General features: G+C 54.7%; 25 protein-coding genes and 5 tRNA genes. 10 read left to right on the top strand and 20 right to left on the bottom strand.

What is annotated here, in order from left to right:
* The first annotated feature begins 37 nt into the window (after positions 1-37).
* The 3 genes from emrA (at position 38) to leuA (ending at position 4,608) form a co-directional block, all read left to right on the top strand.
* Entirely contained in the window at positions 38-1,210 is a 1,173-nt protein-coding gene (gene emrA / locus ACS603_RS07850; RefSeq protein ID WP_182062187.1) for a multidrug efflux MFS transporter periplasmic adaptor subunit EmrA, read from the top strand.
* A gap of 15 nt (positions 1,211-1,225) precedes the next feature.
* Positions 1,226-2,773, top strand: coding sequence for a multidrug efflux MFS transporter permease subunit EmrB (gene emrB, locus ACS603_RS07845; RefSeq protein ID WP_182062188.1), 1,548 nt, complete (start codon positions 1,226-1,228; stop codon positions 2,771-2,773).
* Between the two features lie 185 nt (positions 2,774-2,958).
* Positions 2,959-4,608: a 2-isopropylmalate synthase gene (gene leuA, locus ACS603_RS07840; RefSeq protein ID WP_474944062.1), complete on the top strand. Its 1,650-nt coding sequence runs from the start codon at positions 2,959-2,961 to the stop codon at positions 4,606-4,608.
* Here leuA and ACS603_RS07835 read toward each other — a convergent pair.
* The 19 genes from ACS603_RS07835 to mltB form a co-directional block, all read right to left on the bottom strand.
* Entirely contained in the window at positions 4,605-5,369 is a 765-nt protein-coding gene (locus ACS603_RS07835) for an AraC family transcriptional regulator (protein WP_182062190.1), read from the bottom strand. The two genes, leuA and ACS603_RS07835, sit on opposite strands and share 4 nt — an antisense overlap.
* 54 nt (positions 5,370-5,423) lie before the next feature.
* Complete coding sequence (gene luxS, locus ACS603_RS07830) at positions 5,424-5,939, bottom strand: S-ribosylhomocysteine lyase (RefSeq protein WP_014071484.1); 516 nt, start codon at positions 5,937-5,939, stop codon at positions 5,424-5,426.
* 152 nt (positions 5,940-6,091) lie between these two features.
* Complete coding sequence (gene gshA, locus ACS603_RS07825; RefSeq protein WP_474944061.1) at positions 6,092-7,636, bottom strand: glutamate--cysteine ligase; 1,545 nt, start codon at positions 7,634-7,636, stop codon at positions 6,092-6,094.
* 83 nt (positions 7,637-7,719) lie between these two features.
* Entirely contained in the window at positions 7,720-8,148 is a 429-nt protein-coding gene (locus ACS603_RS07820; RefSeq protein WP_474944060.1) for a YqaA family protein, read from the bottom strand.
* The gene (gene yqaB / locus ACS603_RS07815) at positions 8,145-8,711 is read right to left on the bottom strand and encodes a fructose-1-phosphate/6-phosphogluconate phosphatase (protein WP_014071487.1); all 567 of its coding nucleotides are present in this window, start codon (positions 8,709-8,711) and stop codon (positions 8,145-8,147) included. The genes ACS603_RS07820 and yqaB overlap by 4 nt, the downstream gene beginning before the upstream one ends.
* 259 nt (positions 8,712-8,970) lie before the next feature.
* Positions 8,971-9,047, bottom strand: a tRNA-Arg gene (locus ACS603_RS07810).
* Between the two features lie 197 nt (positions 9,048-9,244).
* A tRNA-Arg gene (locus ACS603_RS07805) sits at positions 9,245-9,321 on the bottom strand.
* Positions 9,322-9,350: 29 nt separating this feature from the next.
* Positions 9,351-9,427 (bottom strand) — tRNA-Arg (locus tag ACS603_RS07800).
* 197 nt (positions 9,428-9,624) lie between these two features.
* Positions 9,625-9,701 (bottom strand) — tRNA-Arg (locus ACS603_RS07795).
* 4 nt (positions 9,702-9,705) lie between these two features.
* Positions 9,706-9,798 (bottom strand) — tRNA-Ser (locus ACS603_RS07790).
* Positions 9,799-10,140: 342 nt separating this feature from the next.
* Positions 10,141-10,326 carry a carbon storage regulator CsrA gene (gene csrA / locus ACS603_RS07785; protein ID WP_000906486.1) on the bottom strand — a complete coding sequence of 62 codons (186 nt, stop codon included), beginning with the start codon at positions 10,324-10,326 and terminating at the stop codon, positions 10,141-10,143.
* 241 nt (positions 10,327-10,567) lie between these two features.
* Positions 10,568-13,195, bottom strand: coding sequence for an alanine--tRNA ligase (alaS, locus tag ACS603_RS07780; protein WP_474944059.1), 2,628 nt, complete (start codon positions 13,193-13,195; stop codon positions 10,568-10,570).
* Between the two features lie 131 nt (positions 13,196-13,326).
* Positions 13,327-13,827 (bottom strand): recombination regulator RecX, encoded by a 501-nt coding sequence (recX, locus tag ACS603_RS07775; protein ID WP_315686584.1) that lies wholly within the window; start codon positions 13,825-13,827, stop codon positions 13,327-13,329.
* A gap of 68 nt (positions 13,828-13,895) precedes the next feature.
* The gene (recA, locus tag ACS603_RS07770) at positions 13,896-14,954 is read right to left on the bottom strand and encodes a recombinase RecA (protein ID WP_182062193.1); all 1,059 of its coding nucleotides are present in this window, start codon (positions 14,952-14,954) and stop codon (positions 13,896-13,898) included.
* A 91-nt stretch (positions 14,955-15,045) separates the two neighbouring features.
* Positions 15,046-15,543, bottom strand: a complete 498-nt coding sequence (gene pncC, locus ACS603_RS07765) for a nicotinamide-nucleotide amidase (RefSeq protein ID WP_014071491.1) — start codon at positions 15,541-15,543, stop codon at positions 15,046-15,048.
* Between the two features lie 129 nt (positions 15,544-15,672).
* Complete coding sequence (locus ACS603_RS07760; protein ID WP_474944058.1) at positions 15,673-16,551, bottom strand: metal ABC transporter substrate-binding protein; 879 nt, start codon at positions 16,549-16,551, stop codon at positions 15,673-15,675.
* Between the two features lie 14 nt (positions 16,552-16,565).
* Positions 16,566-17,426 carry a metal ABC transporter permease gene (locus ACS603_RS07755; RefSeq protein ID WP_315686588.1) on the bottom strand — a complete coding sequence of 287 codons (861 nt, stop codon included), beginning with the start codon at positions 17,424-17,426 and terminating at the stop codon, positions 16,566-16,568.
* The gene (locus ACS603_RS07750) at positions 17,423-18,076 is read right to left on the bottom strand and encodes a metal ABC transporter ATP-binding protein (RefSeq protein ID WP_315686590.1); all 654 of its coding nucleotides are present in this window, start codon (positions 18,074-18,076) and stop codon (positions 17,423-17,425) included. Before ACS603_RS07750 ends, ACS603_RS07755 begins: the two co-directional genes overlap by 4 nt.
* 312 nt (positions 18,077-18,388) lie before the next feature.
* Positions 18,389-19,489: a lytic murein transglycosylase B gene (gene mltB, locus ACS603_RS07745; protein WP_315686593.1), complete on the bottom strand. Its 1,101-nt coding sequence runs from the start codon at positions 19,487-19,489 to the stop codon at positions 18,389-18,391.
* A 273-nt stretch (positions 19,490-19,762) separates the two neighbouring features.
* Here mltB and srlA point away from each other — a divergent pair, with 273 nt between their 5' ends.
* From srlA to gutQ, 7 genes are all read left to right on the top strand, one after another.
* Positions 19,763-20,326, top strand: coding sequence for a PTS glucitol/sorbitol transporter subunit IIC (gene srlA, locus ACS603_RS07740; RefSeq protein WP_182062198.1), 564 nt, complete (start codon positions 19,763-19,765; stop codon positions 20,324-20,326).
* The gene (gene srlE / locus ACS603_RS07735; RefSeq protein ID WP_182062199.1) at positions 20,323-21,294 is read left to right on the top strand and encodes a PTS glucitol/sorbitol transporter subunit IIB; all 972 of its coding nucleotides are present in this window, start codon (positions 20,323-20,325) and stop codon (positions 21,292-21,294) included. The genes srlA and srlE overlap by 4 nt, the downstream gene beginning before the upstream one ends.
* Positions 21,295-21,306: 12 nt before the next feature.
* Positions 21,307-21,669, top strand: a complete 363-nt coding sequence (gene srlB, locus ACS603_RS07730) for a PTS glucitol/sorbitol transporter subunit IIA (protein WP_182062200.1) — start codon at positions 21,307-21,309, stop codon at positions 21,667-21,669.
* A 15-nt stretch (positions 21,670-21,684) separates the two neighbouring features.
* A complete protein-coding gene (srlD, locus tag ACS603_RS07725; RefSeq protein ID WP_182062201.1) occupies positions 21,685-22,464 on the top strand; it encodes a sorbitol-6-phosphate dehydrogenase in 780 nt (259 codons plus the stop codon).
* A 92-nt stretch (positions 22,465-22,556) separates the two neighbouring features.
* On the top strand, positions 22,557-22,916 hold the full coding sequence (gene gutM, locus ACS603_RS07720; RefSeq protein ID WP_474944057.1) for a transcriptional regulator GutM: 360 nt from the start codon (positions 22,557-22,559) through the stop codon (positions 22,914-22,916).
* Positions 22,917-22,979: 63 nt separating this feature from the next.
* A complete protein-coding gene (gene srlR, locus ACS603_RS07715; RefSeq protein WP_014071501.1) occupies positions 22,980-23,753 on the top strand; it encodes a glucitol operon DNA-binding transcriptional repressor SrlR in 774 nt (257 codons plus the stop codon).
* Positions 23,746-24,711 carry an arabinose-5-phosphate isomerase GutQ gene (gene gutQ / locus ACS603_RS07710; RefSeq protein WP_182062203.1) on the top strand — a complete coding sequence of 322 codons (966 nt, stop codon included), beginning with the start codon at positions 23,746-23,748 and terminating at the stop codon, positions 24,709-24,711. Before srlR ends, gutQ begins: the two co-directional genes overlap by 8 nt.
* Here gutQ and norR read toward each other — a convergent pair.
* Positions 24,708-26,222: a nitric oxide reductase transcriptional regulator NorR gene (gene norR / locus ACS603_RS07705; protein WP_474944056.1), complete on the bottom strand. Its 1,515-nt coding sequence runs from the start codon at positions 26,220-26,222 to the stop codon at positions 24,708-24,710. The genes gutQ and norR overlap by 4 nt on opposite strands.
* Positions 26,223-26,313 lie beyond the last annotated feature (91 nt).

Raw genomic sequence — 26,313 nt, 5'->3', positions numbered from 1 at the left:
AGCCGATGTGAAAATAAAAAGATCGTGGAGAACAACAATGAGCGCAAATGCGGAGAACACAACCCCGCAGCAACCGGCCAACAAGAAAGGCAAACGTAAGAGCGCCCTTCTTCTGCTGACCTTGCTCTTTATCATTATTGCTGTGGCATATGGGATCTATTGGTTTTTAGTATTGCGTCATGCTGAAGAAACAGACGATGCATACGTGGCAGGAAACCAGGTACAAATTATGGCGCAGGTGTCGGGCAGCGTGACGAAAGTCTGGGCTGACAATACCGACTTTGTGCAACAAGGGGATGTGCTGGTCACGCTTGACCCGACCGATGCCCAACAGGCATTTGAAAAAGCGCAGACAGAGCTGGCATCCAGCGTCCGTCAAACCCGCCAGTTGATGATCAACAGTAAGCAACTCCAGGCCAGCATCGATGTGCAGAAAACTGCACTGGCGCAGGCACAAAGCGACCTGAATCGTCGTGTACCTCTCGGTACTGCCAACCTGATTGGTCGTGAAGAGCTGCAACACGCCCGCGATGCCGTTGCCAGCGCCCAGGCGCAGCTGGATGTTGCTATTCAGCAGTACAACGCCAATCAGGCGATGGTTCTGGGGACTAACCTGGAAAACCAGCCGGCGGTAAAACAGGCCGCGACCGAAGTGCGTAACGCCTGGCTTGCGCTGGAACGTACGAAGATTGTCAGTCCGATGACCGGCTATGTCTCGCGTCGTTCCGTACAGCCTGGCGCGCAGATTAGCCCAACCACTCCGCTGATGGCGGTAGTACCGGCTAACAATCTGTGGGTGGATGCTAACTTCAAAGAGACGCAGCTTGCGCATATGCGTATTGGCCAGACGGCGACCGTCATCAGCGACATCTACGGTGACGACGTGAAGTACACCGGTAAAGTGGTCGGTCTTGATATGGGTACGGGTAGCGCATTTTCCCTGCTGCCTGCGCAGAACGCCACCGGCAACTGGATCAAAGTGGTTCAGCGCTTACCTGTACGTATCGAGCTGGATCCTAAACAGCTGGCAGACCATCCGCTGCGTATCGGCCTGTCTACGCTGGTAACGGTTGATACCGAAAACCGCGAAGGTCAGATCCTGGCAAGCCAGGTGCGAAGCAGTCCGGCTTATGAAAGTAACGCCCGTGAAATTAGCCTCGATCCGGTCAACAAGCTGATCGATGACATCGTGAAAGCAAACGCCGGTTAATCCGAGGTGAGCGCTATGCAACGGCAACAACCGCAAAAACCGCTGGAAGGCGCACAACTGGTCATTATGACCATTGCGCTGTCACTGGCGACATTCATGCAGGTGCTGGACTCCACCATCGCGAACGTGGCAATTCCGACGATTGCCGGGAACCTGGGCTCGTCACTGAGCCAGGGGACGTGGGTTATTACCTCATTCGGGGTGGCAAACGCCATCTCGATCCCCATTACCGGCTGGCTGGCAAAGCGTGTTGGTGAGGTGAAGCTGTTCCTCTGGTCTACCATCGCCTTCGTCATCGCATCCTGGGCGTGTGGCATGTCCACCAGCCTGACGATGCTGATTTTCTTCCGCGTCATTCAGGGTATTGTGGCCGGGCCGTTGATTCCGCTGTCGCAGAGTTTACTGCTGAACAACTACCCACCTGCCAAACGCTCAATCGCGCTGGCGCTGTGGTCGATGACGGTGATCGTCGCGCCGATTTGCGGCCCTATCCTGGGCGGCTATATCAGCGATAACTATCACTGGGGCTGGATCTTCTTTATCAACGTACCGATTGGCGCCATCGTGGTCATGATGACGTTGCAGTCGCTACGTGGCAGAGAAACGCGAACCGAACAGCGGCGTATTGACAGTGTAGGCCTGGCGTTATTGATCCTCGGTATCGGTAGTCTTCAGGTTATGCTCGACCAGGGGAAAGAGCTGGACTGGTTCAACTCCCGGGAGATAATCATCCTGACGGTTGTTGCGGTGGTATCGCTAAGCTTCCTGATTGTCTGGGAGTTGACCGACGATAACCCGATAGTCGACCTGTCGCTGTTTAAGTCGCGAAACTTCACCATAGGCTGTCTGTGTATTAGCCTTGCCTACATGCTCTACTTCGGTGCCATTGTTCTGCTGCCGCAGTTGTTGCAGGAGGTATATGGCTACACCGCCACCTGGGCGGGTCTGGCCTCTGCGCCAGTTGGGTTGATTCCGGTCCTGCTGTCGCCGATTATCGGCCGTTTCGCCCACAAGCTCGACATGCGCAGGCTGGTGACATTCAGCTTTATCATGTACGCCGTATGCTTCTACTGGCGTGCGTATACGTTCGAACCGGGAATGGACTTTGGCGCTTCTGCGTGGCCGCAGTTTATTCAGGGCTTTGCGGTAGCATGCTTCTTTATGCCACTGACCACCATCACGCTTTCCGGCTTACCGCCTGAGCGTATGGCGGCGGCATCGAGCCTGTCGAACTTTACCCGTACGCTGGCAGGCTCCATCGGGACGTCGATCACCACGACGCTGTGGACTAACCGTGAATCGATGCACCATGCGCAATTGACCGAAGCGGTGAACCCGTTCAACCCTAATGCTCAACAGATGTATAGCCAACTTGAGGGCATGGGGATGACGGAGCAGCAGGCTTCCGGCTGGATAGCCCAGCAGATAACCAACCAGGGTCTGATAATCTCGGCAAACGAGATTTTCTGGATATCGGCGGGGATCTTTATTGTTCTGCTGGGGCTGGTGTGGTTTGCCAAACCACCGTTTGGTGCCGGTAGCGGCGGCGGTGGGGCGCACTAACCCTGCGCGCTGGTCGCCGGGTGGCGGCTACGCCTTACCCGGCCTACAAAACCCGTAGGCCCGGTAAGCGCAGCGCCACCGGGCAACTTTCACGGTTGTCCAAAACGCGACAGCGATTGTCAGTTCCGATAAAGCAGCGCTCCTGAAATCGATTCACGATAGTGAAAAGACAACAGGAGCGCATCATGCTGAATACACCCGCCGACAAATACCGACCCTATCCCGCTATTTCCCTTCCCGACCGTCGCTGGCCGGAGCAACGTATCACCCATGCCCCACGCTGGCTTTCCACCGATTTACGTGACGGCAACCAGGCGCTTGCCGAGCCAATGGACAGCGCACGTAAGCTGCAATTCTGGGATCTGCTGCTGAGCTGTGGATTTAAAGAGATTGAAGTGGCCTTCCCGTCGGCCTCGCAGACCGACTTTAACTTTGTCCGCCAGCTGATTGACGAAAACCGCATCCCGGATGATGTCACCATTCAGGTATTAACCCAGGCGCGGGAAGACTTGATCTTTCGCACCTTCGAATCCCTGAAAGGCGCGCGTCAGGCTACGGTGCATCTTTATAACGCCACCGCCCCGCTGTTCCGCCGCCTGGTGTTTGGCATGGAAAAAGCGCAAATCGTTGAGCTGGCAACACGCTCCACGCGCCTTATCCGTAAGCTGTGTGAAGAAAACCCTGAAACCCGCTGGCAGTACGAATACTCCCCGGAAACCTTCTGCTTTACCGAGCCGGAATTTGCACTGGAAATTTGTGAAGCCGTAGCGGAGATCTGGCAGCCCTGCGCCGAACGCCCGATGGTTATCAACTTACCGGCTACCGTCGAAGTCAGCACCCCAAACGTGTATGCCGACCAGATTGAGTATTTCTGCCGTCACTTTAGCCGACGCAGCGACGTTTGCATCAGCGTTCACCCGCACAACGATCGCGGTACCGGTGTCGCCAGTGCGGAACTGGCGGTGATGGCAGGTGCCGACCGCGTGGAAGGCTGCCTGTTTGGCAATGGCGAACGCACGGGAAATGTCTGCCTGGTCACGCTGGCAATGAACCTCTACAGCCAGGGTGTTAGCCCCAATCTGGACTTCAGCGACATGAATCGCGTGGTTGAAGTGGTGGAGAACTGTAACCAGCTGCCAGTACATCCACGGCATCCGTGGGCGGGCCGTCTGGCCTATACCGCGTTTTCCGGTTCACATCAGGATGCCATCAAGAAAGGGTTTGATGCCCGTAAACCTGACGAGCGCTGGGAGATGCCCTACCTGCCTGTCGATCCGCAGGACATCGGCTGTACTTATGAAGCGGTTATCCGCGTGAACAGTCAGTCGGGTAAAAGCGGCAGCGCGTGGCTTATCGAACAGAATCACGGCCTGAAACTGCCCCGCGCGCTGCAGCAGGATTTTAGCCAGCACGTTCAGCAAGAAACGGACAACCACGGGAAAGAGATGACGCAAAACGCGCTGTGGCAGCTTTTCCGCAGCCGTTACGGGCTGGTTGCTACTCCACGTTTCACGCTGCAAACCTATCGCAGTGAAAGCCAGCATGATGGGCTGTTACGCTTAACCGCCACGGTTGCCACCGGCGGTGGGACACGTCAGCTGGAGGGACAAGGAAATGGTCAGTTGTCGGCGGCCGCCAATGGGCTCAGCCGCTGGCTTAACACCCCGTTTGTGATTAAGGATTACCACGAGCATTCGTTGGGTGAACGCAGCGATAGCCGCTCGGTGGCGTATATCCGCTGCCTGTTCCAGGACGGCAGCAGCCGCTGGGGCGTAGGGATAGACAGTGACGTGGCGCGCGCATCCATTCAGGCGCTGTTCAATGCTGTGGGTTAGTCGTTCCTGAAATAATCGCTGGGTGATATCCCCATCACCCGGCGAAACATCGCCGTAAATGCGCTGTGGCTGCCGTATCCCAGGTCCAGCGCAACGCGCAACACCGGCTGGCCTTGTGCCAGACGCAGCAACGCCTCCATGAGACGCGCCCTTCTCACCCATTCGCTATAGCTTAACCCGGTCTGCTGCTGGAAATGGCGGTTAAGGGTGCGCTCGCTCATCCCCAGAATGCTCGCAGCCTGGCTGCTGCTCCAGCTTTCTCCCGGCGTTTGCCGGATTTTCTGGCACAGGTTGCGTAAAGCTTCACTTTCCGGCTCCGGCAGGTGAAACGGCAGCACCGGCATAATGCGAATTTCATCCAGGATCAGTTCATATACCCGCTCATCCCGGCTGCCGGGCGCGTAGGATTCGGGAAGCGTAAGGGAGGTGAGGATCAGTTCACGTAATAGCGCAGAGATCTGCACGATCTGACACGACGCAGGGAGATCGGCTCGCGCCAGCGGATCGATAAACAGCGTTCGCGCCGCGACATTGCCCGTAATGCGAATCGCGTGCGGTGTGCCGGCCGGTAGCCAGACGCCACGCCCGGGAGGTACGACCCAACAACCCGATGCGGTATCTACCCTCACCACACCACTCAGGCTGTGCAACAGCTGGGCGCAGTCGTGCTGATGCCACGGCTCGCTGGCGCCATGAACATAGTCATGCGCAAAGGGAACAAGTGGACGATGGGTAAAAGAGAAGGTTGTGGTGGTGGTCATGGGGGCAAATAACCCTCACCCTACCCTCTCCCACAGGGAGAGGGAAAAGGTGCACTAGATGTGCAGTTCCTGCAATTTGTCTTTCGGCAGGGCCAGCTCTTCGTTGCTGTTTACGCGAACATCACGTTCGATAATATGACGCGCGATCTCTTGTGCTTCTTCCAGAGAGTGCATCTGGTAGGTGCCACACTGGTAGACGTTCAGCTCAGGGATCTGGTTCTGCTCTTTAACTTTCAGCACGTCCTGCATTGCCGCTTTCCACGCATCTGCAACGCGGGTTTCTTCCGGCACACCAATCAGGCTCATGTAGAAACCGGTACGGCAACCCATTGGGGAGATGTCGATAATCTCAACACCGTTGCCATTCAGGTGATCACGCATAAAACCAGCAAACAGGTGCTCCAGAGTGTGAATACCTTTCTCAGGCATCACTTCTTTGTTTGGCACGCAGAAGCGCAGATCGAATACGGTGATCGTGTCGCCGTGCGGGGTATGCATGGTCTTCGCCACACGTACAGCAGGTGCTTCCATACGGGTATGGTCGACAGTAAAGCTATCTAATAACGGCATACGTCACCTCCGATAGTGATTTTTTTTAAAATAAACTGAACTCTTCTACAGAATGCGCGTCTGAGTATATGAAAGACGCGCATTTGTTATCATCATCCCTGAATTCAGAGATGTATATTTTGGCCACAGCGATGTGGCCTTTTTCTTTTGTGTCAGGCGTTCTTCGCCAGAAATGCATCAAACGACTCAGTATCTGCCGCTTCCACCTCTTTCTGACGCACCAGTGATGCTTCCCGCTCAGCAACAAATTCCGCTTCGCTCAGGATCTCTAACGGTTCCTGCCGCAACATTTCACGGTATTCTGCGCCCAGCGCGCGCCCTGTACCACCAATACCCTGATCAATCATAGAACGCAGAATACGCGCAGAGAACGTCAGTTCTGGGTTATCAAAGCTTTCAACCAGCTGATCGCACACTTTCAGATACTCATCACCGCCGTAAACGCTATCCATCGTCTGCGCGACGCGCTTCAGGTCGCGGAACAGATCTTTACCCACTTTAGCCAGCGGGAATTGCGCCGTTTCACAGCCGATACCCAGCGTCAGACCCGGCTTGCGCCCTTCCAGAATCACGCGATTCCAGTTAGTACGGGTACAAAGCAGTTCGTCAGAACTCATTTCCGGCGCATCCGCCAGCACGCACCAGACCATAAACAGATCGAGGAAGCGAACCTGCTGCTCATCCACGCCAATTGGCGAGAACGGGTTGATGTCCAGTGAACGCACTTCGATGTATTCGATCCCGCCACGCTGCAATGCATCAGACGGCGTTTCACCGCTTCGCGTCACGCGCTTAGGACGAATTGGCGCATACAGTTCGTTCTCAATCTGTAGAACATTACTGTTGATTTGCAGGCGTTTACCGTCTTTTTCGAGGCCGATTTTTTCGTACTCTTCGGACGGCGTTTTGATCGCCCGCTTCAATCCTGCCACATATTCATGCAATTCGTTAAACGTAATACCGAGATTGCTTTGCGATTTATTGGTATAGCCAAGATCGCTCAGGCGCAGGGACGTTGCGTACGGTAAGTAGTACATACCGCATTCGGTCTTCTCGAACGGCAATGTGGTCGGCTTCCCTTGCAGGAACGACGAGCAAATAGCCGGCGAAGCACCGAACAGATAAGGAATGACCCAGCCAAAACGGTAATAGTTGCGGATCAGGCGGAAATAACCCGCTGAAATCGCTTCTTTATCCGTTTCACCACACTTTGCCTGCCAGAAAGCCATCGGCAGAGAGAAATTGTAGTGTACGCCGGAGATGGTCTGCATCAGCGCACCGTAGCGGTTTTTCAGCCCTTCACGATACAGCGTTTTCAGACGGCCAATATTTGAGGTGCCGTACTGAGCAAGCTCAATCTCCTGCCCCTGCTCGATATAGCACGGCATACTGAGCGGCCACATACGCTCATCACCCAGGTTACGGGCGGTATAACGATGAACGTCACGCAACAGCTTCAGCATATGATCGATATCGTCATCTACTGGAGTAATAAATTCCAGCAGCGCTTCGGCGAAATCAGTTGTGATCCATTTATGTGTCAGCGCCGAGCCCAACACCTGAGGGTGGCCCGTTGTCGCTAAGCTGCCATCTGCGTTTACGCGCAGCGTTTCTCGCTCAAGACCACGCTGAATACCCTTCAGAGCCTGAGGGTGGTTTTCCAGCCAGGCCAGCGCCTGTGATACGTCCGGGATCAAATTGACCTCCCGCCTGTCAAAGTAATGTTACTCAGCATAATTGTAATGGTTGACGATTGAAGGTCGCGTATTCATTCCACCAATTAGTGCCACCACGTCATACCCTGTAGTGTTACCCATGCCACGAGAACATAGCGTAACGCCTTGCCAAGGCACAAAAAAAAGAGCACCGGCCCCCAGGAGATGCGCATCCATCCCGCCAGCAGGCACAGCAAATCACCTATTACAGGCATCCAGCTTAATAACAGCGTGGCAGCGCCATAGCGTTTTAGCCAGCCAACTGCCTTTTCCTGCCAGCGCGATTTTTCACGCAGCGGAAAGAAACGCCCAAGAATAACGTTAGTCAGCCCTCCAAGGCTATTACCCATTGTTGCTATTAATACCAGCAACCACGGCTGACTCACTCCCGATAACAGCATGGCGACCAGCACAACCTCGGAATTACCCGGTAGAAGTGTGGCGCTTAAAAAACTGCTGGCGAATAGTGACGAAAGTGACAGCACGTCACTCACAGAAGACGGACATCCACTGCATCCATGCCCGCATCGCGTGCGGCTTGCAGACCAAAATCTGCATCTTCAAAAACCACGCATTTAGCCGCAGGCACACCCATTAGCTCTGCACACAGTAGAAAGGTGTCCGGTGCGGGTTTGTGGTTTTTAACATGATCGGCGGCAACCACAGCAGAAAAATAGTGACGCAAGCCAAGATGGCTCAGCAGCGCCTCTGCGATTGCACTTTCACTGCCCGTCCCGACCGACATAGGACGACGCCCATGCCACTCTTTCACCACATCAATTAATGGCAAAGGACGAACCGTGTCTAAAAGCATGGCTTTTACTGCATCTGTTTTTTCGCGCGCGAGCTGGTGCGGGTCGAGATCGGCCTGATTCAGTTCAATCACCGCCTCGGCAATGCGCCAGGTGGGGGAACCATTGAGGGCAACCATAGACTGCAAGTCGAAACGCATCCCGTATCGGCCCAGGACTTCAGTCCAGGCTTTGCGGTGTGTGGGTTCGGTATCCAGGATGGTGCCATCCATATCGAAGATCAAACCGTCATACTGTGCGTACATCGTGCTCTCGCTAAACGATTAACAAGGCATTACTTTATCGTAAACGGTGGTTTTTGTCGCTGATTGCGAAGTGATAACAATAAGTGTGATTAAGAACTGAACGTTGGGGGGAATAACAAGAAGAGATGGTGCATCCGGGAGGATTACCCGGCTTACGCCTCGCCCTGCGGGCCGTTGCTGAAGCAACGTTATCCTCCCTGGTGCTGGCGATTAACTCGCAGACCTTAAAACAACAGTGTTGCTGTTATCTCGGAGAATATGGTGCATCCGGGAGGATTCGAACCTCCGACCGCTCGGTTCGTAGCCGAGTACTCTATCCAGCTGAGCTACGGATGCATCGGGATTTACTACTGTTACTGCTGATACTCGGTATCACTTCAAAAGCAACACGAAGTAAAAGATGGTGCATCCGGGAGGATTACTCGGCTGCGCCTCGCCCTTCGGGCCGTTGCTGAAGCAACGTTATCCTCCCTGGTGCTGGCGATTAACTCGCAGACCTTGAAACAACAGTATCGCTGTTATCTCGGAGAATATGGTGCATCCGGGAGGATTCGAACCTCCGACCGCTCGGTTCGTAGCCGAGTACTCTATCCAGCTGAGCTACGGATGCATCAGGGAACTGCTTTCAGAAATAGTAAATGGTGCATCCGGGAGGATTCGAACCTCCGACCGCTCGGTTCGTAGCCGAGTACTCTATCCAGCTGAGCTACGGATGCATCAGGATTTACTACTGTACTGCTCGATACTCATATCACTTCGAAAGCAATATGAAGTAATAGATGGTGCATCCGGGAGGATTACCCGGCTTACGCCTCGCCCTGCGGGCCGTTGCTGAAGCAACGTTATCCTCCCTGGTGCTGGCGATTAACTCGCAGACCTTAAAACAACAGTGTTGCTGTTATCTCGGAGAATATGGTGCATCCGGGAGGATTCGAACCTCCGACCGCTCGGTTCGTAGCCGAGTACTCTATCCAGCTGAGCTACGGATGCAAAATGGCGGTGAGGCGGGGATTCGAACCCCGGATGCAGCTTTTGACCGCATACTCCCTTAGCAGGGGAGCGCCTTCAGCCTCTCGGCCACCTCACCACACAACGCCTCTTTCGAGTGCTTCGAGTAACTCGTTAAGAGCTTCTCGTCGCTGCGTGGCGCATATATTACTTTCTGGGACTTATAAGTCAAACAATTTTCCACATGCTTTTATCGTTTGCACAAATCACACGCAATTCGCATGTAAAAGCCGCAAAGAGGGTGTTTTATAAGCGGATTTTGCAGGGTTCTGAGCAGTATTCATGAGGCATAGTGCTGCTATTGGTAAGAGATAAGGCAAAGAGAAAGGCGAAAAAGCGAGCTGTTGAAATCGAATGGTAACTTTAAGCGGGAAAAATGTCTGGAAGGTTGCGTCTCGCCAGACAGCGAGACGCGATAATATCAGTAACTGGACTGCTGGGATTTTTCAGCCTGGATACGCTGGTAGATCTCTTCACGGTGGACAGATACTTCTTTAGGGGCGTTTACGCCGATGCGTACCTGGTTGCCCTTAACCCCTAAAACTGTCACGGTGACCTCATCCCCAATCATGAGGGTCTCACCAACTCGACGAGTCAGAATCAGCATTCTTTGCTCCTTGAAAGATTAAAAGAGTCGGGTCTCTTGTATCCCGGCATTATCCATCATATAACGCCAAAAAGTAAGCGATGACAAACACGTAAAGTGTAAGCAGTCACGGCATCACATTCTGTTAAACGTAAGTTTAGCCGATATACACAAACTCAACCTGACTTTATCGTTATCGATAGCGTAGTGAACAAGACGCCATAACGTTGCCGCCATGACGTCTGCTTACGCTTTGTAATTATTACAGTTTTGCGCTTACCCAGCTTTCAACACTGGCCAATGCCGCAGGAAGTGCCGCCGCATCCGTACCACCGGCTTGCGCCATGTCCGGACGACCGCCACCCTTGCCACCCACCTGCTGGGCGACCATACCAACCAGTTCCCCTGCTTTAACGCGGTCAGTCACATCCTTAGAGACGCCCGCAATCAGAGAAACCTTACCTTCTGCCACTGTCGCCAGTACGATAACCGTTGAACCCAGCTGGTTCTTCAGATCGTCGACCATAGTGCGAAGCATTTTAGGCTCAACGCCTGCCAGATCACTGACCAGCAGTTTAACGCCTTTAATCTCTACCGCTTTACTGGAGAGGTTTGCACTTTCCTGCGCAGCCGCTTGTTCTTTCAGCTGTTGCAGTTCTTTTTCCAGCTGACGAGTACGATCCAGTGCAACACGCACTTTCTCGCCCAGGTTCTGGCTATCGCCTTTCAGCAACTGTGCAATATCATGCAGCTGGTCGCTCTGCGCGTGCAGGCTGGCAATTGCACCTTCGCCGGTTACCGCTTCGATACGACGAACACCCGCAGCAGTACCAGACTCAGAGACGATACGGAACAGACCGATATCACCGGTGCGCGCTGCGTGAGTACCACCGCACAGTTCGGTAGAGAAATCGCCCATGCTCAGTACGCGAACACGTTCGTCATATTTCTCGCCAAACAGCGCCATCGCACCTTTTTTCTTCGCCGCTTCGAGATCCATGATGTTGGTTTCGATGGCCAGGTTACGACGGATCTGCGCGTTCACCAGATCTTCAACCGCGCGGATTTCAGACGGTTTCATCGCTTCAAAATGCGAGAAGTCGAAACGCAGCACTTTGTCGTTAACCAGAGAACCTTTCTGCGCCACGTGCGTACCCAGAACATCGCGCAGTGCTGCGTGCATCAGGTGCGTTGCGGAGTGGTTCAGACGAATGCGCGCACGGCGTGCTTCGTCAACGTTCGCCTGAACGCCCTCGCCCACTTTCAGTGAACCGGAAACCAGTTTGCCCTGGTGACCAATTGCCTGACCGTATTTCTGGGTGTCAGCAACGCTGAAGCTAAAGCCGTCGCCTTTCAGTTCGCCTTTATCGCCAACCTGGCCGCCGGATTCAGCATAGAACGGCGTTTTGTCCAGAATAACCACAGCATCCTGACCCGCGCTGATGCTGTCTACGGATTTACCGTCAACAAACAGGGCAGTCACTTTGCCGGTCAGTTCCAGATTTTCGTAGCCTTTGAACTCGGACGCGCCATCAACGCGGATCATCGCGTTGTAGTCAGCGCCAAAACCGCTGGACTCGCGCGCACGACGGCGCTGCTCTTCCATAGCGGATTCGAAGCCAGCTTCGTCAACTTTGATGTTGCGCTCGCGGCAAACGTCAGCCGTCAGGTCAACCGGGAAGCCGTAGGTGTCATACAGACGGAAAGCGGTTTCGCCATCCAGCGTGTCGCCCTTAAGCTTCGCCAACTCTTCATCCAGCAGCGCCAGGCCGCGTTCCAGAGTACGCGCAAACTGCTCTTCTTCGGTTTTCAGAACATGCTCAACCTGCGACTGCTGGCGTTTCAGTTCATCACCCGCCGCACCCATCACACTAACCAGTGGGCCAACAAGTTTATAGAAGAAGGTGTCCTTCGCGCCCAGCATGTTGCCGTGACGAATAGCACGACGAATGATACGGCGCAGCACGTAGCCACGGTTTTCATTCGACGGGATAACGCCATCAGCAATCAGGAACGCACAGGAACGAATATGGTCTGCAATAACGCGCAGCGATTTATTGCTCAGATCGGTCGCACCGGTCACTTCCGCCACGGACTTAATCAGCGTGTGGAACAGGTCGATGTCATAGTTGGAGTTAACGTGTTGCAGAACCGCAGCAATACGCTCCAGACCCATACCGGTATCAACGGACGGTTTCGGCAGTGGTTCCATCGTGCCATCGGCCTGACGGTTGAACTGCATGAAGACGATGTTCCAGATCTCAATGTAGCGATCGCCATCTTCTTCCGGGCTTCCTGGAGGGCCGCCCCAGATGTGATCACCGTGATCGTAGAAGATTTCGGTGCACGGGCCGCAAGGACCGGTATCACCCATCTGCCAGAAGTTGTCAGACGCATATGGAGCGCCTTTGTTATCACCGATGCGGATAATACGTTCGCGCGGGATACCTACTTCTTTTTCCCAGATTTCGTAGGCTTCGTCATCGGTTTCATAGACGGTAACCCACAGACGCTCTTTCGGCAGCTTGAACCAGTTTTCACCGGTCAGCAGTTCCCACGCGTACTGGATAGCATCGTGTTTGAAGTAGTCGCCGAAGCTGAAGTTACCCAGCATTTCGAAGAAGGTGTGGTGACGTGCAGTGTAACCGACGTTTTCCAGGTCATTATGTTTACCGCCCGCACGCACACAACGCTGTGAGGTTGTTGCACGGGAATAATTACGCTTATCGAGACCAAGGAACACATCCTTGAACTGGTTCATCCCGGCGTTGGTAAACAGTAAAGTCGGGTCGTTATTCGGTACCAGGGAGCTGCTGGCAACAACCTGGTGTCCTTTACTATGGAAAAAATCGAGAAACGCCTGACGGATCTCAGCGGTGCTCTTGCTCATAATTATCCTGAAATCAAGCTAACGAAATGTCGCAGCCAGTCTGTACCTGTAATCAGTTGGACAGACCAGCTACTGGAAAAAGTGGGAATAAGATAAGTTTTCTTGGGAGGGAAGTAAAATCCCTCATGCGTTCAATCGGCAAAATTACGCCATATATCCTGAATATCTTCCATCAGGAAGCCACGATAGAGCAAAAAGCGCTGGATTTTAACTTTTTCTGCAAACTCACGCGGCAGCGGCTCGCCGTATTTGCGAATTGCCTGATCTCTCGCAAGTTCTCCCCACGCGATATCGCATTCGCGCATGGCCTTTTCGGTTAATTCACGCGCGATCCCTTTTTGGTTAAGCTCCTGGCGAATACGCGCAGGGCCATAGCCTTTACGACTGCGGCTGGCGATAAACCGTGAGACAAAGCGCTCATCATCCAGATAATGATGCTCATAGCACCAGGCGATAACCCGGTCGTAATCTTCCGCCGTGGCATCAATCTCTTCCGGCCCATTTTTGCCCATCACCGGGGCCGCGAGTTTACGCCGTAACTCTTGCTCGCTGTGGTCGCGCACGGCCAGAATACGCACCGCGCGGTCCAGTAAGCGGGCATAGGCAGGGCGACGAGTTGTGGGTTCGGTCATACAAAACCTGCTGGTTCAGAAATGCAAAAAGGGCCGCATTCGCAGCCCTTCATTTTTAAACGAGAGAATTAAAAGTCTTCGTTAGTTTCTTCAACGTTCGCGCCATCAACCGCGAAATCAGGTGTTGAATCCTGGTTGTTCAGCAGCAGTTCACGAACTTTCTTCTCAATTTCTTTCGCCGCAGCCGGGTTCTCTTTCAGCCAGGAGATGGCATTCGCTTTACCCTGACCAATCTTGTCGCCGTTGTAGCTGTACCAGGCGCCCGCTTTTTCAATCAGCTTCTCTTTTACGCCCAGGTCAACCAGTTCGCCGAAGAAGTTGATACCTTCGCCGTAGAGGATCTGGAATTCAGCTTGTTTGAACGGTGCAGCGATTTTGTTCTTCACAACCTTCACGCGGGTTTCGCTACCGACCACGTTCTCGCCCTCTTTCACCGCGCCGATACGGCGGATATCAAGACGGACAGACGCGTAGAATTTCAGTGCGTTACCACCGGTAGTGGTTTCCGGGTTCCCGAACATCACACCAATTTTCATACGGATCTGGTTGATGAAGATAAGCAGCGTGTTGGACTGCTTCAGGTTACCCGCCAGCTTACGCATTGCCTGGCTCATCATACGTGCCGCGAGGCCCATGTGAGAGTCACCGATTTCGCCTTCGATTTCCGCTTTTGGCGTTAGTGCAGCAACGGAGTCGACTACGATAACGTCAACAGCACCGGAACGCGCCAGCGCGTCACAAATTTCCAGCGCCTGCTCACCTGTGTCTGGCTGAGAACACAGCAGGTTGTCGATATCAACACCCAGCTTACGGGCATAGACCGGGTCCAGCGCGTGTTCGGCATCGATAAACGCACAGGTTTTACCTTCGCGCTGCGCAGCTGCAATAACCTGTAAGGTCAGGGTCGTTTTGCCGGAGGATTCTGGCCCGTAGATTTCTACGATACGGCCCATTGGCAAACCGCCAGCGCCCAGTGCGATATCCAGAGAAAGCGAACCGGTGGAGATAGTTTCCACATCCATGGAACGGTCTTCACCCAGGCGCATGATGGAGCCTTTACCGAATTGCTTTTCGATCTGGCCCAGTGCTGCCGCCAACGCTTTCTGTTTGTTCTCGTCGATAGCCATTATTACTCCTGTCATACAGTAAATACGTTTACGTATTTACCGGGGTGAATTCTGTTCTGTTGGTGCAATTATACTGTATGGTCATACAGTATCAAGTATTTTGTAGAAATTGTTGCCAGAGCGTTTTTAACGCATATTCCGTTGCCTGACGACGCACGCTTTCGCGATCGCCGCTAAAGCATTCACGGCGGGTAATCCCCTCGCCTTTCGACGTTGCAAAACCAAACCATACGGTACCAACGGGTTTCACATCGCTACCGCCGTCCGGCCCGGCAATGCCACTTATCGAAATGGCATAATCCGCGCGCGCTGCTTTAAGGGCACCAATGGCCATTTCAATCACCACCGGCTCACTGACCGCGCCATGCTGTTCGAGCGTGGATTCACGCACGCCAATCATCTGTGCCTTAGCTTCATTACTGTAGGTCACAAAGCTACGCTCAAACCAGGCGGAACTGCCCGCAATATCCGTAATCACTTTCGCTACCCAGCCGCCAGTACAGGACTCTGCCGTTGTTACTGTCGCACCGCGCTGCTTTAACGCCAGCCCTACCACTTCGCTAAGCTGCATCAATTCATGGTCAGTCATTATCGCTCCAGGCCTTTGAAAAACGTGCAGCACAAGATAACACTTTCTCGTCAGATATGGGGATGAGGTTCAGGTTTTACGAGGGGGCTTCAGAAAAAGCCGATGCGGGCGCATCGGCTGCCGGGGTTCTTATTTCATGCTGTCGGCGATGGTATCTACATTGTGGCGAAATGCTTTAACGTAGGTATCCGCCACACCACCTTTTGCCGAAAGCGCTTCAGGGTAGAGTTCGCCTCCTGGCTGTGCGCCTGTCGCACTGGCAATCTGTTTCACCAGACGCGGATCAAGCTGGTTTTCCATAAACCAGGTTTTCACACCATCGGCTTTAATCTGGTTGATAATCTCAGCCACCTGCGCCGCACTGGCTTCGCTCTCGGACGACAACCCTTGTGGTGCCATAAAAGTCACACTGTAGGCGCGGCTGAAATAACCAAAGGCATCATGGCTAGTCAGCACTTTGCGTTTTTCCTGCGGGATCGGGCTAAAGCGTGATTTGGCCCAGTTATCCAGCTGGATGAGTTGTGCGATATACGCTTTGCCGGTGCCTTCCAGCGCAGCTTTATCTTCCGGGTCGGCCTTCACCAGCCCATTCAGGATATTTTGCGCATACAGGGCACCGTTTGCCGCGCTGTTCCAGGCATGTGGGTCAGTCACGGTTTTTCCGTCTTCTTCCAGAGTGTGTGTTTTCACACCGGCCGATGCCACCACCAGTTGGCCTTTAAAACCGGACGCTTTCACCAGACGGTCAAGCCATCCCTCCAGCCCAAGGCCGTTCACCACCACCACATCAGCCTTACTCAGCGCGGCGCTGTCTTTGGGTGACGGTTCGAAGGTGTGTGGGTCGCCATCCGGCCCCACCAGCGTTGTCACGTTTACGTTTTTACCGCCGACTTCCTGGGTAATATCTCCCAGGATCGAAAAGCTGGTCACCACATTAAGCGTTTTTGCCATCACAGTGTGCGACATCATTCCGAGCGCGAGCGCAACGACTAACCCTGTACGTTTCATTTTTTCCCCTTGCGTTAAAAAAGCGCGCGCAGACTGCCAGCCAGCCTGCTGCGCGTGCCAAATAAAACCGAAATAAAGAACAACGCGCTGGCGGTCAGCACAATGGACGGCCCGGCAGGTAAACTCACCGCCCAGGAGAGGCTTAACCCCAGCCATGCGCAAAAAATACCGCTAATACCGGCCATCAGGAGCAACCCAGGCAGCGTACGTACCCAGCAGCGCGCGGCTACCGCAGGTAGCATCATCAGCCCGACTGCCATCAGCGTGCCGAGCACCTGGAAACCGGCCACCAGATTGAGTACCAGCAGAGCGAGAAACAGGCCGTGCAACAGGCCTGGCAACCCGCGGGCGTTAACCTGCAACCAGGCGGTATCGAATGCCTCCGTTACCAGGCCACGATAAAAAATAGCCAGCGTAATCAGGGTGAAGATACACACACCAGCCACGAACATCGCCGCGTCGTTATCCACCGCCAGAATGGAGCCAAACAGCAAATGCAGCAGGTCAACGTTTGAACCGCGCAGCGACACCAGCGTGACGCCCAGCGCCAGCGAGCCAAGATATAAACCGGCAAAACTGGCATCCTCTTTAAGCGGTGTGCGACGGCTAACCAGACCGGCCACCAGCGCTACCACAATCCCGGCGATAAAACCGCCGAGACTCATCGCCAGCAGTGACATCCCGCTCAGTAAGTATCCCACTGCCACACCAGGCAAAATCGCGTGTGACAAGGCATCGCCCATCAGGCTCATGCGGCGTAACAGAAGAAAGACCCCCAGCGCAGTGGTGCTGACAGACAGCGCCAGGCACACCACCAGTGCGCGACGCATAAAGCCGTAGTCGATGAACGGCTGGAAAAAGAGATGCCAGATCATGCCACCCTCACCCGTTCGGTTTGCAAGAAAGGGATATCGGAATCCAGTCGTAATGTTTGCGGGAAGTGGCGCGCCACGCGCTCGCTGTCATGCAGCACCGCCAGCAGCGTTTGCCCCTGCTGGTACATCTCCAGCATCAGCGCCATCAGCACGTTGCAGGTTGCTTCATCAACGCCTGTAAAGGGTTCATCGAGCATCACCAGCGGGGCCTGTTGCACTAATACGCGGGCAAATAACATGCGCTGAAACTGGCCGCCAGAGAGTTCATCAATAGTGGAAAGCGCCATCGACTCCAGCCCCACGCGCTCAAGAGCGCTGCCGATACGCAGCCGCGCTCCCCGTCGTAATCCGGCAAGCAGCGAAATTCCCGGCCAGCATCCCATGCTGACAACATCCAGCACGGTCAGCGGAAATTGAGTTTCCAGGGCATGGCGCTGCGCGAGCCAGCCGATCACCGGGCGTTTTCCCTGCCAGCGAAAGCTGCCGCTTACGGGCGGGATAAACCCGGCGAGCGTTTTCAGCAATGTCGATTTCCCGCAGCCGTTGGCACCGATGATGGCGGTCATACTCCCGTGTTCAATAACACCGGTAATAGCACCGGTGACGGGCTGGCGTTCATAGCCTGCGGTCAGTTGATTCATGACGATCATGGCAAGGCCACCGCCCAGCGCACGGCCAGCCCGATAAAGACAATAAGCACCAACGCCAGTAGAAATCGCGTCAGTGCGGAAAGGGAGAAAAAGGACGTTGACATCTCAGCACCACATCAAATGTTATAACATAACAATAATGAAAGATAATTAAGATGTAAATGAGAGAGGTAAAAGGGAGTGTGGCGAAATGTTTCTGCGGGATGACCCTCTCCCGTGGGAGAGGGTCAGGGTGAGGGCATCAGGCCGCATCGTGCATGCAACCATGCCGGGTGGCGGCGTTGCCTTACCCGGCCTACCCGTCAGAATGAGTTACTGACTAAACGGAGACGCTGCCGGGACACGCGCCTGTGACACCGCCAGTCCCAATTGCCACACTGCCATCGCATAATGGGTACTGTGGTTGTAGCGGGTAATGGTGAAGAAGTTCGGCAGCCCGTACCAGTACTGATAACCCGTACCAATATCCAGACGCAGCAGGCTCGCCTGCTGTGCATTACCCAGCGATTGCGTTGGTGTTAAGCCCGCTGCTGCCAGTTGCGAAATGCTGTAGTTGGTTTTGAAGCCATTTTCCAGGCCCGGAGCCTGACCATTGGCCTGCACGGCAACCTGGTCGCCCGGTACCCAGCCATGCGCTTTGAAGTAGTTCGCCACGCTGCCGATAGCATCCACCGGATCCCACAGGTTGATGTGGCCATCACCGTTAAAGTCAACGGCGTACTGCTTATAGGAAGACGGCATAAACTGGCCATAGCCCATTGCCCCGGCAAACGACCCTTTCAGATCCAGCGGATCGTCCTGTTCGTTACGCGCCATCAGCAGGAAGGTTTCCAGCTCAGAAGAGAAGTATTCAGCACGACGCGGATAGTTAAAGGAGAGCGTTGCCAGCGCATCCAGGATGCGGGTCTTACCCATCACACGGCCCCAGCGGGTTTCAACGCCAATGATCCCGACGATAATTTCAGGCGGTACGCCGTACACCTGCCACGCGCGGTTCAGGGCATCTTCATACTGGTTCCAGAACACCACGCCATTTTGCACGTTGTCCGGGGTAATAAACTGTTTGCGGTAACGCAACCATGCGCCATTTGGCCCGGTCGGCGCCTGTGCGGTCGGGGCTTGTCTGTCCATCAGACGCAGCACGTAATCCAGACGTTTCGCCTGGGAGAGGATCTCATGCAGCTGTTGTCTGTCAAAACCGTGTTTGCTCACCATATTATCGATGAACTGCTCGGCTGCCGGGTTATTCGCGAAGTCGCCGCCCATCTGCATCGTATTGTGCTGAGGCTCAAGCAAGAATCCCCCTGAAGGCGCACCAGCAGTGGGCTGAGCGGTTTCAGTTTTAGGTTTGCTACTACAGGCAGAAAGCAGGATAAGCGCAGGTAACAACGCTGCATAACGACGCTTGAACATGGGACATCCATTTAACGAGTTCGACAAGAAGCCAGTATGGTAAAACATCCCCGACACCTCAAGGAAGCGGTACTCGCGCCCACTACCAAATCTTTACGCTCCCCAACGCAAATCTGCACTTTTTTCAACCAAAGCACTTTTCCCTCGCTCATAAACTTTCAAAATAATACATTTTTCTTTCATTGTGAGATCTAATTAACACTTTAAAACCTTTCAAAGTGATTATTATTAGCCGCAGTTATACAAAAACAAGAAGCCCCACAGGAGAGAAGAATGATAGATATCATCACCCACGGCGCCGAGTGGTTCATCGGGCTATTTCAGAAAGGCGGAGAAGTGTTTACCGGCATGGTGACCGGGATCCTGCCGCTGCTGATAAGCCTGCTGGTTATCATGAACGCGCTGATTAACTTTATCGGCCAAAAACGCATTGAACGCTTTGCCCAGCGCTGCGCCGGGAATCCGTTATCCCGTTACCTTGTCCTGCCCTTCATCGGCACTTTCGTGTTCTGCAACCCAATGACCTTAAGCCTCGGCCGCTTTATGCCAGAGAAATACAAGCCGAGTTATTACGCCGCTGCATCTTATAGCTGCCACTCGATGAATGGCCTGTTCCCGCACATCAACCCCGGCGAATTGTTTGTTTACCTCGGTATTGCCAGCGGCCTGACGACGCTTGGCCTGCCGCTCGGCCCGCTGGCGGTGAGCTATTTGCTGGTCGGCCTGGTCACTAACTTCTTCCGTGGCTGGGTGACCGACCTCACCACGGCGATTTTCGAGAAAAAAATGGGCATTCAGCTTGAACAAAACGTCCAGCTTTCAGGAGCCACAGCATGAGCCGAATTCGTATTGAAAAAGGAACGGGCGGCTGGGGTGGCCCGCTGGAACTCGACGCCACACCGGGTAAAAAGATTGTTTACATCACCGCAGGCACACGCCCGGCGATTGTCGACAAGCTGCGCGAATTGACCGGCTGGGAAGCGGTAGACGGCTTCAAAGAAGGCGAGCCGCCAGAGTCCGAAATCGGCGTTGCCGTAATCGACTGCGGCGGCACGTTGCGCTGCGGCATTTATCCAAAGCGCCGTATCCCGACCGTGAATATCCATTCAACCGGGAAATCTGGCCCGCTGGCTCAGTACATCATTGAAGACATTTATGTTTCCGGCGTGAAAGAAGACAACATTCGTCTGGCTGATGGTGCTGCTGCCCCACAGAAAACTGAGGCGAAAGCGGCGCCGCGCGATTACGACACCAGCAAGAAAATCACCGAGCAGAGCGACGGACTGCTGGCGAAAGTCGGGATGGGGATGGGCTCGGCGGTGGCGGTGCTGTTCCAGTCCGGGCGCGACACCATCGACACCGTGTTGAAAACCATTCTGCCGTTTATGGCATTCGTTTCGGCGCTTATCGGCATCATCATGGCGTCGGGCCTGGGCGACTGGATTGCCCACGGTCTTGCCCCGCTTGCCAGCCATCCGCTTGGGCTGGTGACGCTGGCGCTGATCTGCTCCTTCCCACTGCTGTCGCCGTTCCTCGGCCCGGGCGCGGTGATTGCGCAGGTGATCGGCGTGCTGATTGGCGTGCAAATTGGTCTGGGCAATATTCCCCCGCACCTTGCCCTGCCCGCTCTGTTTGCCATTAACGCCCAGGCGGCGTGCGACTTTATCCCGGTTGGGCTTTCGCTTGCCGAAGCGCGTCAGGACACCGTACGCGTTGGCGTGCCATCGGTTCTGGTGAGCCGCTTCCTGACGGGCGCGCCAACGGTGCTGATTGCCTGGTTTGTCTCTGGATTTATTTATCAATAAGAGGTTCCTGTGATGACCGTGATTTACCAAACCACCATTACCCGCATCGGCCAGAGCGCGGCCGATGCGCTCAGCGACCAGATGCTGATTACCTTTCGCGAAGGCGCGCCAGCGGATATCGAAGAGTTCTGTTTTATTCATTGCCATGGCGAGCTAAACGGTGAACTCAAGCCCGGCAGCCAGCTGGAGCTGGGTGAAATGCGTTATGCCGTGACCGCCGTGGGCGATGTGGCTGAACAAAATCTGCGTGAACTGGGGCATATCACCCTGCGGTTTGACGGCCAGCCGCAGGCGGAATATCCCGGCACCGTTCATGTGGATGGCCCTGTTCCGCAGGCTGTTACCCCGGGCTGCACATTAAAGTTTGTTGCGTAATTTAAGGAGAGAAATATGAGTCAGGTTGCCGTTGTCATTGGTGGGGGACAAACCTTAGGAGAGTTCCTCTGCCGTGGGCTTGCCGCAGAAGGTTACCGCGTGGCGGTTGTCGATATTCAGAGTGAAAAAGCCGCCCGCGTGGCGGACACCATCAATACCGAATTTGGTGAAGGGATGGCGTACGGGTTTGGCGCCGATGCCACCAGCGAGCATAGCGTAATGGCGCTTGCCCGCGGAGTGGACGAAATTTTTGGCCGTACCGACCTGCTGGTTTACAGCGCCGGGATTGCGAAAGCGGCGTTTATCAGCGACTTTGCGCTGGGGGATTTTGACCGCTCCTTACAGGTGAATCTGGTGGGCTATTTCCTCTGCGCTCGCGAGTTTTCGCGTCTGATGATCCGCGACGGTGTTCAGGGACGCATCATCCAGATCAACTCGAAATCCGGCAAAGTGGGCAGTAAACACAACTCGGGTTACAGTGCGGCCAAATTTGGGGGCGTAGGGCTGACGCAATCCCTGGCGCTGGATCTCGCCGAGTACGGGATCACCGTGCACTCGTTGATGCTGGGCAACCTGCTGAAATCACCGATGTTCCAGTCCCTGCTGCCACAGTACGCCACCAAGCTTGGGATAAACGCCGATGAAGTAGAACAGTATTACATCGACAAAGTACCGCTGAAGCGCGGCTGCGATTATCAGGACGTGCTGAATATGCTGCTGTTCTACGCCAGCCCGAAAGCCTCTTATTGCACCGGACAGTCGATTAATGTGACCGGTGGGCAGGTGATGTTCTGAGTTCATTCCCCGGTGGCGCTGCGCTTACCGGGGCTACAAAACCCCGTAGGCCGGGTAAGGTGCAACCGCCACCCGGCAGTTAAGGAGCCAACATGGTAACAGCACTCATCACCGTCGCCACTATCGCCTGGATCTGCCAGATGGCGTTTGGCGGCTGGCAAATCCATCAGTTCAACCGCGCGTTTGATGCATTGTGTCAGAAAGGCCGCGTGGGCGTCGGGCGCTCTGGCGGGCGCTTCAAACCGCGTGTGGTCGTGGCGGTTGCGCTGGATGAACATGACAATGTCTGCGATTCACTCATCATGCGCGGGATGACGGTTTTTGCCCGACCGGCGAAAATCCAGGCAATTAACGGCAAATCGTTGCAGGAATTGCAGCCTGATGTGATCTTTCCCCATGATTCACTCTGTCAGAATGCACTATCATTAGCGCTTAATCTGAAACATAGATAATTTCGTTGTGAACGCTATAAGCTTGCGAAATTATCATTTTGCAACTTAAGGAACAGAGCGCCTATGAAACCACGTCAGCGGCAGGCGGCCATTCTGGAGCATCTGCAAAAGCAGGGGAAATGCTCGGTAGAGGAACTGGCGCACTACTTTGACACCACCGGCACGACGATACGCAAAGACCTGGTGTTGCTCGAAAATTCCGGTGCCGTCATCCGCACCTATGGCGGAGTGATGCTCAATAAAGACGAAGCCGATCCCCCTATCGACCACAAAACGCTGATCAATACCCACCAGAAAGCGCTGATTGCCGAAGCTGCCGTGAAGTTTATCCACGATGGCGACTCCATCATTCTGGATGCCGGCAGCACGGTATTGCAGATGATCCCTATGCTCAGCCGCTTTAACAACATCACCGTGATGACCAACAGCCTGCACATCGTTAACGCCCTGTCGGAGAACGACTGCGAGCAAACCATCCTGATGCCAGGCGGGACGTTCCGTAAAAAATCAGCCTCGTTCCACGGCCAGCTGGCCGAGAATGCCTTCGACCACTTCAGCTTTGATAAACTGTTTATGGGGACGGACGGCATCGACCTGAACGCCGGGGTGACCACGTTTAATGAAGTGTTCAGCGTCAGCAAAGCCATGTGTAACGCCGCGCGGGAAGTCATTTTGATGGCAGACTCGTCGAAGTTTGGCCGTAAAAGCCCCAATATTGTGTGCAGCCTTGAAAGTGTCGATAAGCTGATTACCGATGCGGGCATCGATCCGGCGTTTAAAAAAGCGCTGGAAGAGAAAGGAATCGACGTTATCGTAACCGGAGACAAAGATGAGTGATTTTCTGTTAAACGCAGGCCGCCAGACCCTGATGCTCGAATTGCAGGAAGCGAGCCGCCTGCCGGATCGCCTGGGCGATGATTTTGTCCGTGCGGCGAACACCATCATTCAGTGTGAAGGCAAAGTGATCGTCTCAGGTATGGGTAAATCCGGCCATATCGGTAAGAAGATTGCCGCCACGCTTGCAAGTACCGGAACGCCTGCGTTCTTTGTTCATCCGGCAGAAGCGCTGCATGGCGATCTGGGGATGATTGAAAGCCGCGACGTGATGCTGTTTATCTCCTACTCCGGCTCGGCAAAAGAGCTGGATCTCATCATTCCGCGCTTGCAGGAAAAAGCCGTTGCCCTGCTGGCGATGACCGGAAAATCCCGCTCGCCGCTGGCGCTGGCGGCAAAAGCGGTGCTGGATGTTTCCGTAGAGCGTGAAGCCTGCCCGATGCACCTGGCCCCCACCTCCAGCACCGTAAACACCCTGATGCTGGGTGACGCGCTGGCGATGGCGGTTATGCAGGCGCGCGGCTTTAATGAAGAAGATTTTGCCCGTTCTCACCCTGCAGGCGCGCTGGGCGCACGGCTACTCAATAAAGTGCACCACCTGATGCGCACCGACGATGCCATTCCACAGGTAACACTGGATACCAGCGTGATGGATGCGATGCTGGAGCTGAGCCGTACCGGGCTTGGGCTGGTTGCCGTCTGCGATAACAACGGTTTTGTGAAAGGCGTCTTTACCGACGGCGACCTGCGTCGCTGGCTGGTCGGCGGAGGCAAGCTGGAATCTCAGGTTTCAGAAGCAATGACCCAGGGCGGGCTGACGCTGAATGCAGAAAGCCGCGCCATCGAAGCCAAAGAGGTGCTGATGAAGCGCAAAATAACTGCCGCCCCGGTGGTCGATGAGAGCGGCAAGCTTTGCGGTGCAATCAACCTGCAAGATTTCTATCAGGCCGGGATCATCTAACCTTTCAGACCCAGACGTTTCGCCAGCCGGTGCAGGTTGGCGACGTCCGTTTCCAGCGCCCGCGCGCACGCCGCCCAGCTGCGGTTATTTTGCTCAAGCACGCGGGTGATCATCTGCCGTTGAAACTCTTCTGTTGCTTCGCGCAGGTTCTCGTTGCTGATTTCCGGGATGTCCTGCGTCACAACATGCGCGGTTTCATCATGCAGCGCAAAATGACGCGCGTGGATCAGCACTTCATCACCTGAACGTGCGGCCCGTGCCAGCACGACGGCACGGTGGATGGCATGTTCCAGTTCACGCACGTTGCCCGGCCAGCCGTAACTTAACAGATGTGTTCTCGCCCCGGGGCTTAACACCACGCGGGAAAGCCCCATCCGCAGACGACACTGTTCGCAGAAGTAACCCGCCAGCAGAACCACATCTTCACCGCGCTCACGCAGCGCAGGCACGGAAAGCGGGAAGACGCTCAGGCGGTGGAACAGGTCAGCACGGAAATTCCCGGCCAGCACCTCTTCACGCAGGTCGCGGTTGGTCGCCGCCAGCACGCGTACATCCACTCTTAAGCTGCGATCGTCCCCCACGCGCTGAATATCACCGTACTGCAACACGCGCAGCAGTTTGGCCTGTAACGACAAAGACAGCTCGCCAATCTCGTCGAGGAATAACGTGCCGTTATCCGCCATTTCAAACTTACCGCTGCGGTTGCTGATGGCCCCGGTAAACGCCCCTTTAACGTGACCAAACAACTCACTTTCTGCCACGCTTTCCGGCAACGCAGCACAGTTGAGGTACACCAGCGGGTTGACCACACGTGGAGAGGCTTCGTGAATCGACTTTGCCACCAGCTCTTTACCGGTGCCGGTTTCACCGAAAATCAGCACGTTCAAATCAGAAGCCGCCACAATGTCGATCTCTTTTTTGAGCTGCACCATGCCCGGCGAAAGGCCAATCATCTCGGTGTGGGTGACCTGTTCAAATGCCGCCGGGCTACCCGGCAGAATGTTCTGGCTCTCCAGCTGTTCAATCAGCAGTGCGTTGTTAAGCGCGCCGGAAGCCAGGGCCGCAATCAGCCGCAGCTCTTCGTCACTGAAGGTATCGAACTGATCCGGTGACATACCATCAAGCGTCAGGGCGCCAATCAGGTTCTGCCCGGCAAACAGCGGCAGGCCAATACAGGCGTGAACTTTGAGGCTCTCCTGCCCCGGGATCAGCCCATCATAGGGATCAGGCAAGTCGCTGTCGGCAGGGAAACGCACCACATCACCCGCACGGGCGATAGTTTCCAGCCGTGGATGGCCTTCCAGCGTAAAGCGCCGCCCCAGCACATCCTGCGCCAGGCCGTCGATGGCCAGCGGAATAAACTGCCGACCTTCGTAACGCAGCAGCGCCGAGGCATCACACTCCAGCACGTCGCGAAGCGTGGAGATCAGCCGTTGAAATCGGTCCTGATGGCCAATACCGGTTTGCAGTTCAATGGCGATCTTCGCCAGTACGTTTACAGAAAAGCTCATCTCAACCTCGCTGTCATTTTGACAATACATATTGTCATATTGACAGTTTTTAAGATAGTCATAATGACTACCCATTACGAGCAATAAACAA

It is taken from the genome of Enterobacter sp. Li2LvB3 (genome assembly GCF_056156645.1).
Note: the sequence above shows the minus strand (reverse complement) of the source record. Positions and strands in the feature narration are given on the sequence as shown.